This window comes from Euhalothece natronophila Z-M001 (assembly GCF_007904085.1).
GTDB lineage: Bacteria > Cyanobacteriota > Cyanobacteriia > Cyanobacteriales > Rubidibacteraceae > Halothece > Halothece natronophila.
Genome location: NZ_CP042326.1, coordinates 3,315,786 through 3,326,959 on the forward strand (window position 1 = coordinate 3,315,786; position 11,174 = coordinate 3,326,959).

General features: G+C 43.4%; 6 protein-coding genes, 1 tRNA gene and 2 pseudogenes. 5 read left to right on the top strand and 4 right to left on the bottom strand.

Annotated features, from left to right (window positions below):
• Nucleotides 1-26 precede the first annotated feature (26 nt).
• The gene (locus FRE64_RS16380; protein ID WP_146297215.1) at nucleotides 27-1,271 is read right to left on the bottom strand and encodes a cation:proton antiporter; all 1,245 of its coding nucleotides are present in this window, start codon (nucleotides 1,269-1,271) and stop codon (nucleotides 27-29) included.
• A 146-nt stretch (nucleotides 1,272-1,417) separates the two neighbouring features.
• On the opposite strand from FRE64_RS16380, the gene gatA reads away from it, so the two are divergent.
• Nucleotides 1,418-2,878: an Asp-tRNA(Asn)/Glu-tRNA(Gln) amidotransferase subunit GatA gene (gatA, locus tag FRE64_RS16385; RefSeq protein WP_146297216.1), complete on the top strand. Its 1,461-nt coding sequence runs from the start codon at nucleotides 1,418-1,420 to the stop codon at nucleotides 2,876-2,878.
• Nucleotides 2,879-2,910: 32 nt separating this feature from the next.
• Nucleotides 2,911-3,753 carry an alpha/beta hydrolase gene (locus tag FRE64_RS16390; protein WP_246140353.1) on the top strand — a complete coding sequence of 281 codons (843 nt, stop codon included), beginning with the start codon at nucleotides 2,911-2,913 and terminating at the stop codon, nucleotides 3,751-3,753.
• Nucleotides 3,754-3,794: 41 nt separating this feature from the next.
• Here FRE64_RS16390 and FRE64_RS16395 read toward each other — a convergent pair.
• The 3 genes from FRE64_RS16395 to mgtE all read right to left on the bottom strand — a co-directional run bounded on the left by FRE64_RS16395 (nucleotide 3,795) and on the right by mgtE (nucleotide 6,170).
• Nucleotides 3,795-3,868 (bottom strand) — tRNA-Asp (locus FRE64_RS16395).
• A 135-nt stretch (nucleotides 3,869-4,003) separates the two neighbouring features.
• Nucleotides 4,004-4,705 carry an MgtC/SapB family protein gene (locus tag FRE64_RS16400; protein WP_146297218.1) on the bottom strand — a complete coding sequence of 234 codons (702 nt, stop codon included), beginning with the start codon at nucleotides 4,703-4,705 and terminating at the stop codon, nucleotides 4,004-4,006.
• Between the two features lie 94 nt (nucleotides 4,706-4,799).
• Entirely contained in the window at nucleotides 4,800-6,170 is a 1,371-nt protein-coding gene (mgtE, locus tag FRE64_RS16405; RefSeq protein WP_146294081.1) for a magnesium transporter, read from the bottom strand.
• Between the two features lie 712 nt (nucleotides 6,171-6,882).
• On the opposite strand from mgtE, the gene FRE64_RS16410 reads away from it, so the two are divergent.
• From FRE64_RS16410 to murD, 3 genes and pseudogenes are all read left to right on the top strand, one after another.
• On the top strand, nucleotides 6,883-7,071 hold the full coding sequence (locus FRE64_RS16410; protein WP_146294082.1) for a hypothetical protein: 189 nt from the start codon (nucleotides 6,883-6,885) through the stop codon (nucleotides 7,069-7,071).
• Nucleotides 7,072-7,222: 151 nt separating this feature from the next.
• Nucleotides 7,223-9,612 (top strand): annotated as a pseudogene (locus FRE64_RS16415) (ATP-dependent Clp protease ATP-binding subunit).
• A 79-nt stretch (nucleotides 9,613-9,691) separates the two neighbouring features.
• Nucleotides 9,692-10,971: pseudogene (gene murD, locus FRE64_RS16420) on the top strand (UDP-N-acetylmuramoyl-L-alanine--D-glutamate ligase).
• Nucleotides 10,972-11,174: the final 203 nt, after the last annotated feature.

The window sequence follows — 11,174 nt, forward strand, 5'->3', positions numbered from 1 at the left end:
TAACTAATGACTAACAAACACCATACTTACTTACTTTTTTGCACAAAGGGTAAATCATCAGAAGAAACGGTTTCTGCTGCTTGGATGGTTTCTTTCGCTTTAAATAAACGCCATTGGGTAACCGTGGGGCCAAACAATTCAAAGATAACTGTAGTGCTAACAATAATTGATACTAGAAACTGACCTAAGCCTGGGAAATGGTCAAGAGTAAGAACAGCTAATCCTAATGCTACTCCTGCTTGGGGAAATAAGCTCCAGCCAATATTTTCTTGCACGACTGGTTCTGCATTGACTAAACGAGCAGCAATTCCACCTCCAATGACAAACCCCAAACAACGGGCGAAAACATACAGAATCCCAATTAAGCCCAGAGAAGCCAGTGCTGAAACATCTAACTCACACCCTGCTAAAAGGAAGAAAATCACCAAGAAAGGTTCACTGACTTCTTCAATTGTGCCAAAAATATTTGTTTTCGGTTGAGCGCGATTTTTTGCCACTGTCGCACCAAGCACGATACAAGCCAAGAGATAAGACACGTGCAATTGGTAAGCTAAACCAGTACACAGAAGAAGGAACCCTGTAATTTCTAATAAACTGGGTTTTCCTTTTTTTAAAGCCCCAGCTAAACGAGCCATCGGCCAACCAATTACTAAACCAAGGAGAAAAGCTCCTCCAATTTCCCAAGCTCCAGCAATCATTTCTTGAGAGGGGTTTCCAGCGCCAGTAATAATTTCCCCAACCACTAAGAAAATGCTAAAGAGGGTAATGCCTAAAACGTTATCAGTTGCTAAGACTCGAACAATGGTATCGGTTAGAGGCCCTTTAGCGTTGGTTTCGCTAATGACATCAAGGGTGGCAGCAGGTGCCGAAGCTGGGGCTAATCCTGCTAGCAAGAGGGCTAAAACCAGATCATTTTGAATCCAGTAGGCTATGGTAAAAACAAGGGTGGCTGCCACTAGAGTTTTACCGAAAGAAATAGCAAAAATTTTCGGCCCCGTTTTGAGAAGATCGAAGTTAATAAAGGTTTCCCCGAGCCTAAAAGCAATCATGGATAGTGCAATGTAGGACATAATGGGAAAGAGTCCCACAATTTCGTCAGGAACGAGGTTTAAGAAGGAGGGGCCAATAATAATTCCTGAAATTACAAGTAGGGTAACCCGAGGCAGACGCAGATAACGAGCAATGGCATAGGCTCGTCCGCCGAACATTAAAAATAGACCGAAAACTAAAATATTAGGCAGTTCTGCAATTTCGACCGCTTCTGCTTCCATAATGAGTTTCTTCTCAAATAATTCACTTTTTGTTATAACATTCTCTAGATTGGTTTTGAAATGAGGCGGGATAGTTCTGGAATTGTCTGTAATTGATATAATCTGGGGAAGTTTCACCAATTCTATCTTTTATTAAGCGATTTACTATGGCATCAATCCGAGAGTTACATCAACAGTTAGTTAATAAGGAACGCTCTGCACAAGAACTAACCCAAGAAACCTTCGCGCGTATTGAAGCGTTAGAACCGAAGTTACATAGTTTTCTTCACTTGATGAAAGAGGAAGCAGAAGCTACAGCGAAAAAGGTGGATGAAAAAATTGCTTCAGGAGAGGAGATTGGTTTATTAGAAGGGCTTCCCATTGGGGTAAAAGATAATATGTGTATGACGGGAGTGCCAACTACTTGTGGCTCTCGGATTTTAGAGAATTTTGTCCCTCCTTATGAGTCAACGGTAACGGGTAAGTTAAAGCAAGCTGGGGCGGTATTAGTGGGGAAAACGAATCTTGATGAGTTTGCGATGGGGAGTTCTACGGAAAATTCGGCTTATGCCCTAACGTCTAATCCTTGGGATACCTCACGAGTTCCTGGGGGATCATCAGGAGGTTCAGCCGCTGCAGTGGCGGCGGAAGAATGTGTGGCGGCGTTGGGTTCAGATACAGGGGGATCAATTCGTCAACCTGCGTCTTTTTGTGGTGTGGTGGGAATTAAACCCACTTATGGCTTAGTGTCTCGCTTTGGTTTAGTGGCGTTTGCTTCTTCTTTGGATCAAATTGGCTCTTTTGGGCGTAGTGTAGAGGATGCAGCGGTTTTATTAGGCGCGATCGCAGGTCATGATCCAGCCGATAGCACAAGTTTAAATATTGAGATTCCCGACTATACCCAATATTTAACCCCTGAGTTACCCAAAGATCGCAAGCTCAAAATTGGCGTAATCACAGAAACTTTTGGCGAAGGACTCTCTGAGGAGGTTAAAACGGCGGTTGAAGCGGGAATTGAACAATTTAAGGCGCTCGGTGCAGAAATTGTAGAGATCTCTTGTCCTCGTTTCCGTTATGGGTTGCCTGCTTATTATATTATTGCTCCTTCGGAAGCGTCTTCTAATTTGGCGCGGTATGATGCGGTGCGCTATGGAAAACGCAGTGAGGAGGCAGACAATTTACTCTCAATGTACACTAAGACCCGTGCGGAGGGGTTTGGTGCCGAGGTAAAACGTCGCATTATGGTGGGAACTTATACCCTTTCAGCAGGTTATTATGATGCTTATTATTTGAAGGCGCAAAAGGTAAGAACGCTGATTAAACAGGATTTTCAGAAGGCGTTTGAGTCAGTAGATTTATTAGTGTGTCCCACAGCACCAACGACGGCGTTTAAGGCAGGAGAAAAAACGGATGATCCCTTGAGTATGTATCTATCGGACTTAACAACCGTTCCTGTAAGTTTAGCAGGATTACCAGCGCTCAATCTTCCTTGTGGGTTTGATTCTCAAGGCTTACCGATTGGAATGCAGTTGATTGCTAATGTATTAAGAGAGGATCAACTGTTGCATACAGCCTATGTTTATGAACAAGCAACAGATTGGCATAAACAAAGTCCAGAAATTAGTTAATGGTGAGTTGGTTAAGGTCTAGGTTAAGAGCAATGATTTATGTTTTAGCAGTTGGCGCGATCGCGTATTTAGTGGCTGGTTTTACCCTATTTGCCACCCAAAGAAAACTGGTCTTTTTCCCCTCTCAAATCATTCAGGCAACTCCTAGTGAGTATAACTTGCCCTATGAATCCGTTTATATTCCCATGGGAGAGGAGGAATATATTCATGGCTGGTGGATGCCCAGTGAGTCTAGTGAGGCCCCTGTTTTACTCTATTTACACGGTAATGGGGGCAATGTGGGAACCAATTTACCTCGGGCGGAACGTTTTCATTCAGTGGGATTTTCTGTATTTCTCATTGATTATCGGGGATATGGGAAAAGTGAGGGGCGCTTTCCGAATGAAGAACGAGTGTATGAGGATGCCCAAGCCGCTTGGCGGTATTTAGTGGAAGAACAGAATATTTCTCCCGATAACTTATATGTGTTTGGTCATTCTCTCGGTGGCGCGATCGCGCTAGAATTAGCCAATCGCCAGCCAGAAATCCCAGGTTTAATCGTTGAGGGGTCTTTTACTTCTATCAAGGATATGGCGACCCATATTGGGCAATACAATTGGCTTCCCCTGAATTGGGTACTCACACAACGGTTTAACTCAAAAGAAAAGCTATCTTCTCTTGATATGCCCATTTTCTACATTCATGGCACTAATGATCCTGTCGTCCCCTATGAAATGAGCAAAGAACTTTATCAAGCCTCAAAAGGAGAAGCAGAACTCTGGCTAGTAGAAGGGGCTGGTCATCATGATATTGGGGAGATCATGGGAGGCACTTATGAGCAAAAAGTCTGGGACTTTGTCATGGAAAAAAATCCTTCCTTGTCGCCCCAACCCTAACTGAAGCCCTTTTCAGACTCGTTAAGATAGTGAGGTTAGAACGGGACTGACGGGGCTCGAACCCGCAACTTCTGCCGTGACAGGGCAGTGCTCTAACCAATTGAACTACAGTCCCTTAGAACGCGAATACTATAATAACCATTATTTTAGGGTTTGTCAAATGCTAAACCAAAAATTCTTTAAAAGTCACTGTATTCAGAAAAGTTTGACTTTTAGAAAAAAGTATGATAGCCAAATCATAAGACAATAGCTAGCTCAATTGTTGCTCAGAAATTGTCCAGCTGGCACTGGTAATCATAGGCTCTAAACTTAAACGACTAATTACTTGTTCTAACAGCTTATCATTGCGATTTTGGGTCGCTAACTCTGCTTCGACAACGACTTTTCCAGCTTCCTCTGCAATGTCCTCACTGCGTAAAGATCGCAGTTTCATGTCCCCCATACTGAGGGATTGTAATAACAAACTGCGGACTCGGGCTTCATCTTTTTCCCGACAAGTCAGGGAGCATTGATAGCAAAGTTCGATGTCTGTTCCGTCTAAAGGCTGTTGATTAATTTTATGACTAAAGTATCGCAGAACCGTATTCGACAATAAAACCGCGATCGCGCCCATAAAGGCTTCCGAGAGAAAACCTGCCCCTGATAACGCACCAACTGCCGCGGCACACCAAATCGTCGCCGCCGTATTTAAGCCACGAACAGTTAACCCTTCCCGTAAAATTACCCCACCTGCTAAGAAACCAATTCCCGAAACCACTTGTGCAGCAATTCGAGTCGGGCTAGCCTCTTCAGGGGTTAATACCGAGAGAATGACAAATAATGCTGCCCCAGTAGAAACCAAAGTATTCGTGCGTAATCCCGCCATTCTTTGTCGCCATTGACGCTCAAACCCCAAAGCAGAGCCTAATAAAAAAGCAACCACCAGCCGAATTGCAACCTCAAACCATACCATTTTCCTCGCTACCTCATATTGATAAATTAACGCAGGACAAACATTCTATCTGCCCCACGTTAAGTCATAATTAAATTAAAAGCCCAGTTACTATTTAACCAATGCCAAGAAATAGGTCAACTAAGCTAAAATAAATCAACAGTCCTACAAAGTCTTTAATCGTGGTGATGAAAGGATCGGCTCCAGGGCCATGGTCAAAGCCAGCTTTCAGCATAATCCAAGGTAAACAAGCTCCCAATACTGACCCGAGGAGAATGACACAAAATAGCCCTAATCCAACGGCAAGACCAATTTCAGGCGCATCATTGGGGATTCCTTGCCAAAATAAAGCAACAATACCCCCCATAATTCCTAAAGCAGCCCCCATCATTAAGCCAATTTTTACTTCTCGGAAAAGATAGGGGTAAAATCGTTTGACATCAATTTGATTCCAAGCCAAACCACGAGCAAAAATGGTACTGGATTGCGTGCCAACATTTCCTCCCATATCCATTACAAGCGGAATAAATACTGCTGCCACGACCACTGCTTCTAGGGTTTCTTCAAAGCGTTCGATTACACCCCCCACTAAGAAACCGCCAACAAGGGTAACAATTAAAAAGAGAATACGTAGCCGAATTGCATACCAAGGTGCGCCACGAACCAGACGTTCACTCCAAACGCGATCGCGCCCGGTTAAGCTACCAACCCCAGCTTTCGCATAAGCCGCATCAGTGGCTTCTTCTTCCACTAAATCAATGACATCATCAAAGGTAATATCCCCCACTAAGCGCCCTTCCCGATCAAGCACGGGAATCGCTGGCAAATCATAATCCTTGAGTAACTTCGCCGCTTGTAAATCTCGGGTATCGACACTAGCTGCGATTTGAGTTCCCTCTACAAGCTCACTCACTGGAACTTGGGGACTCGCTTTAATTAAGTTGACTGTTTGCAAAAAGCCTTTGTAATAGCGTTCTTTATCAATTAAAAAGATAATTGCTAACTCATTAGGATTAAGATTAGACTCTTTGACCTGTTCGAGGGCTGTTCCCACGGTAATATTATCGCGAACCGCAAGAAAGCGCAGATTCATAATCCGTCCTGCACTGCGCTCAGGATACCCAAGCAGTCGGTTAACGTTTTCCCGAGAATTGGGGCTAAGATTACCGATAAGGCGCTTAGTAACTTTTGCAGGAAGTTCCTCAAATAATCGCACTCGTTCATCTGCTGGCAACGCTTCTACCAAGTGCATTACCTTGGGATCTTCCATAGATTGAATGAGTTCAGCCTGCTCTTCTGCGCGAAGATATTCAAAAACAGCAATTGCTTTATCTTTATCTAATAGCCGAAAAGCAAGAACCCGTTTATCAGGGTCAATCTCCATCAAGAGTTGGACTAATTCAGTTGCTGGAATTTGATTAGCTTCTTTTTTTGCCGCTTGTAGGGCATTCGGTTGTAATAAGTCTTCGAGAACATTTTGATGCATAAAACACCTCTACATGAGTTTAAATCGGGTTTAATCAACACAAAGGAATCCTAATGTTAACCACCGACTCCCTCTCTCTCAGCACCATATCAAGCAATGAGACACGATTTCCCTAGCTTGAGAGAATAGGGAATGTCCTTTGATTAAGCGTAAAGAGCCCTCACAACGACAAGGACTGAATCAAGCCAAAGAAAAGACCTGAGTGTTACACTATAATGTTTGTCGCGACAAAGAGGTGTTCTAGTCTGATTTCCGAAAAAATAACTATTACTTTCTCGGCTCATCTCCTTATTTTCGCAGCCACTATGCCCAGTAGTGACCAGAGATGAACCTGCTATCTTCACATTTGGGCGAAAAAGCAGACATTCAAAGTTCTGAGCCACCACTGGCCATAGCCCCTACTTCGACTAGAATCCTCATCCTCGGTGAGGGAGTCTCGCAGTGCAGCTTGGCTACAACTACCAGCGGTTTCCATTCCTTATAAAGTCCTTAACTAACTTCAAAAAACTAAATCAGCAGCTTTTTAATAAAACTTTTAACTGCTTGTGTTGAATTATATCATCAATCACGGTTCTGTCAACTATGCAAACCAAGCCCCATGTTCTAGCACTTTAACGCCATAAATGGCGGCGTTTTGAACCTGTGATTTTGCGATAACTCTGCTATTTTATTAGATTGAGACACTTAGATCCTACTATCAACTTGTTTGAAGATGACAAACAACAATTCTTTAATCCAGCAATGGCAGAGCAAAATTAGAATTGCCGATAGTAACAATATACTAATCCACTGTAAAAACTGTGACGAAGAATGGGTTAACTCTGAGCCAGAAGTAACTTGTTATCAATGTGGAAGCAAAAACCTTGAGCAAATTCGTTGCTGGCAATTTCCAGACGATTGAGTCATAATTTGATAAATCTGAAGATATCTAGCCGTAAATTTCCCCCCTAGGGTTACGGCTATTCCCATTGTAAATACTTAATAATAGAGGATAAAGTGAAACCAATAGATAAGAAAAGTTAAGAAAGTCGTCTAGCTATAACGTATAAACTATGTTTGAATATTTTACTGATAAAGCCATCAAATCAGTTGTTCTTGCTCAAGAAGAAGCCCGACGGATGAAGCAAAATCTGGTAGGCAGTGAGCAAGTCTTGCTGGGGATCATTGCCGAAGGAACCAGTGAGGCAGCACAAATCTTAAATCAGTTGGGGGTAAAACTCCAAGATGCGCGTCAAATCGTAGAAGGATTAGTGGGTTCAGGTTCAGATAATGTGCCAGCGAATATTCCCTTTACCCCCCGAGCCAAGCGTATTTTTGAACAAGCTCTTGAAATTTCTCGGCAAAAATCTCAGGAGACCATTCTGCCTGAACATATTTTACTGGCAATGACTCAAGAAGAGGGAGTGGCTACTAAGGTATTGAACCAATTAGGGGTAGAACCTCAACAAGTAGCTAACCAATTACAAGAAGCCCTAGACAATCCTAACTCAGGCAATGACGAACCTTCTGCGCCTGCCGCTGCTACTATGGGAGGAGAAGGTCGTCAACGGGGATTTGGCTTTAATCAGCAGCAACAGCAACAAAGTGAGGGCTTAAAGTCTTTTGCTACCAATTTAACCGATCGCGCTAGAAATGAAGAAATTGACCCCATCATCGGACGCGACCAAGAAATTGAACGCACCATCCAAATTTTAGGTCGTCGCACCAAAATAATCCAGTCTTAGTGGGAGAACCGGGGGTGGGGAAAACAGCAATTTCTGAAGGACTTGCCCAGCGCATTGTTCGTAAGGATGTTCCTGAATCTCTAGAAGATAAGGAAGTCTATAGCCTTGATATGGGCTTATTAGTTGCTGGCACTCGTTTTCGCGGTGAATTTGAAGAACGCCTGAAGAAAATTGTCAAAGAAGTGCAAGAGGCTGGCAATATTATTCTGGTCATTGATGAAATTCATACTCTCATCGGCGGTGGTGCCATGGAAGGAGGAATGGATGCGGCAAACCTCCTGAAACCCGCTTTAGCCCGTGGAGAATTACAATGTGTGGGAACAACCACCATGGATGAGTATCGCCAGTACATCGAGAAAGATGCGGCGTTAGAACGGCGTTTTCAACCTGTCATGGTGGATGAACCTTCAATTGATGAAACCATCGAAATTCTCAAAGGTATTCGCGCGCCTTACGAAGAGTATCATAAGATTAAAATTACCCCCGAAGCTCTCGAAGCGGCTGCCAAGTTATCAGATCGCTATATTAATGATCGATTCCTGCCAGATAAAGCCATTGATATTATTGATGAAGCTGGCTCACGCTTACATTTAAGTCAGTCCATGGCAGAAAAATCTAATGATGACGAACAAGCCGCCGAAATCACCACCGATAGTGAACAAATGCCAATTTTGGGCTTAGAAGAAGTAGCAACGATTGTTTCCTCTTGGACGGGCGTTCCTGTGACTAAGCTCACCCAAGCCGAGTCTGAATTGCTGTTAAATCTTGAAGATACCCTCCATGAACGAATTATTGGACAGGGTGAAGCTGTCAGTGCGGTGTCTCGGGCAATTCGTCGCGCTCGTGTGGGCATGAAAGACGAAGATCGACCCATTGCGAGCTTTATCTTCTCTGGGCCAACAGGTGTGGGTAAAACCGAATTAACCAAGGCTTTAGCAAAATATATGTTCGGGGATGAAGAGGCGATGATTCGCTTAGATATGTCCGAGTATATGGATCCCCAAAGTGTTTCTAAGTTAATCGGCTCTCCCCCAGGATTCGTGGGTTATGAAGAAGGCGGACAATTAACAGAACAAATCCGTCGTCGTCCTTATACGGTGGTATTATTAGATGAGATTGAAAAAGCCCACCCTGATGTGTTTAATAGCCTCTTACAGGTTCTAGACGAAGGGCATCTCACCGATGCCAAAGGGCGACAAGTTGACTTCAAAAACACCTTGATGATCATGACTTCCAATATTGGCTCAAAAGTGATTGAAAAAGGTGGCGGTGGACTTGGTTTTGAATTAGATACGGAAGAGGATAACCAATACACTCGGATTCGGAATCGAGTTCAAGAGGAAATGAAAAACTACTTCCGTCCTGAGTTTCTTAACCGTGTTGATGAAGTGATTGTCTTCCGTCAACTGGAAAAAGAGGAAGTTGTGGAAATCGCCGATTTACTCTTAGAAGAAATCAGTGCGCGGTTACGAGAACAACAAGGGGTTGAGTTAGAAGTCAGCGATCGCTTTAAAGAACGGGTAATTGAAGAAGGCTATGATGCCAGTTATGGCGCACGTCCTTTACGTCGAGTTTTGATGCGGTTGTTGGAAGATAACTTAGCTCAAGCGATTCTCTCAGGAGACATTTCTGAAGGGGAGACGGCTCGCGTGGATGCTGATGACGAAGGCAATATCCTTGTCGGTGAAGCTAATAAACAACTGCAGCCGGTGGGCTAATTTCTTTCTCCCTTCTTCTTAATCAATAAGGAGGAGGGAAAACCCACAACCAACCATCACTAACGAGTCTTACCGAGGAATGAAAGCATACGTAATTGGTTTAGGACGCTCTGGAATTGCGGCTGCCCGTGTCTTAAAAAAGCAAGGTTGGGAAGTAATAATCAGCGATCGCAACCTCACTCCCTCTCTCCAAGAAACTCAGCGTCGCCTAGCACAAGAAGGGATTACTGTCAAACTCAATGATACTCCCACGATTGAGGAAGTAAAAACCGTTGACACGATTATTGCTAGTCCTGGTGTTCCTTGGGATATTCCCCTGTTAGTCCGCGCCCGTGAATACAATATTCCTGTTTATGGGGAAATTGAATTGGCCTGGCGTAGTTTAAAGGATATTCCTTGGGTGGGCATTAGCGGAACTAATGGTAAAACCACCACAACTGCTCTTTGTGCGGCATTATTTCAAGGCAGTGGCTTAAATGCCCCTGCTTGTGGCAATATTGGGGACGCTGCCTGTGAGTTGTGCTAAAAGATAGCAGTTGGGATTGGATTATTGCTGAAATTAGTAGTTATCAAATTGAATCATCGCAACAACTTGCCCCAGAGATTGGCATTTGGACAACGTTTAGCCCCGATCATCTCGAACGTCACTACACCCTTGAAAATTATTTTCAAATCAAAAAATCACTGCTCGATCGCGCTCACTTTAAGATTATTAATGGCGATGATCCTATCTCCGCAGTTTAGCAGAAGAAAATTGGTCAAATGTGCATTGGACAAGTATTAAAGGGTTAGAGGGATTAATTGGTGAACCCAGTCAAGGCATTTATATTGAAGACGGGGAAGTTATTGCCTATGGGGAAAAAATCATAATGTTAGTGACTTTCCCATGGTGGGGGATCATAATCTACAAAATTTACTATTAGCCATTGGCGCAGCCCGTTTAGCAGGATTAGACAAAAGCGCGATCGCGCAAAGTATTATTAATTTTAAGGGCGTTCCCCATCGCCTCGAACCCGTTTGCGAAATTAAGGAGTCTCTTTCATTAACGACAAGCAAGCCACTAATTGAACTGCGTGGGTGGGATATCTTTCCGTTCCATGTCCTGTTATCTCTTTGACCGAAGGGCAAGCCAAAAACCGTACGAATGAGGAATGGTTTACTCATATTAAAGAAAAAAGCCAGGCAGTGTTACCATTTGGAGAAGCTCTTTCTAAGGTTCTCAACGCTTTAGGGAATGGCTTAACAGGCTTATCATGAGGTAGAACCATGAATATGCATGTTAAGACTGCCGTTAAAATGGCCGAGAAAAAACAGGGTTCTGTGGTGTTATTTTCTCCCGCCTTTGCCAGTTTTGATTAACATGAACACTTTGAAACACGCGGTGATCAATTCGTTTAGTTGTGTTTAACCAGTCCCTAGAAATCTTACCTACAATAAAGATCATTCGCTTTTGTCATCCCTTTTATTAGCACCGTTTCTATTACACTCGGAGTCACTTTTAGGGCTTCATTATATAGAGGCTGTTCTCAGTGGGAAAACTTACCTAAAACGTGACCCAAGTA

Coding starts and splice junctions, on each gene's coding strand:
- FRE64_RS16410 (WP_146294082.1), top strand. CDS start 6,883: ATGACAAACAACAATTCTTTAATCCAGCAATGGCAGAGCAAAATTAGA.
- gatA (WP_146297216.1), top strand. CDS start 1,418: ATGGCATCAATCCGAGAGTTACATCAACAGTTAGTTAATAAGGAACGC.
- FRE64_RS16400 (WP_146297218.1), bottom strand. CDS start 4,705: ATGGTATGGTTTGAGGTTGCAATTCGGCTGGTGGTTGCTTTTTTATTA.
- FRE64_RS16390 (WP_246140353.1), top strand. CDS start 2,911: ATGATTTATGTTTTAGCAGTTGGCGCGATCGCGTATTTAGTGGCTGGT.
- FRE64_RS16380 (WP_146297215.1), bottom strand. CDS start 1,271: ATGGAAGCAGAAGCGGTCGAAATTGCAGAACTGCCTAATATTTTAGTT.
- mgtE (WP_146294081.1), bottom strand. CDS start 6,170: ATGCATCAAAATGTTCTCGAAGACTTATTACAACCGAATGCCCTACAA.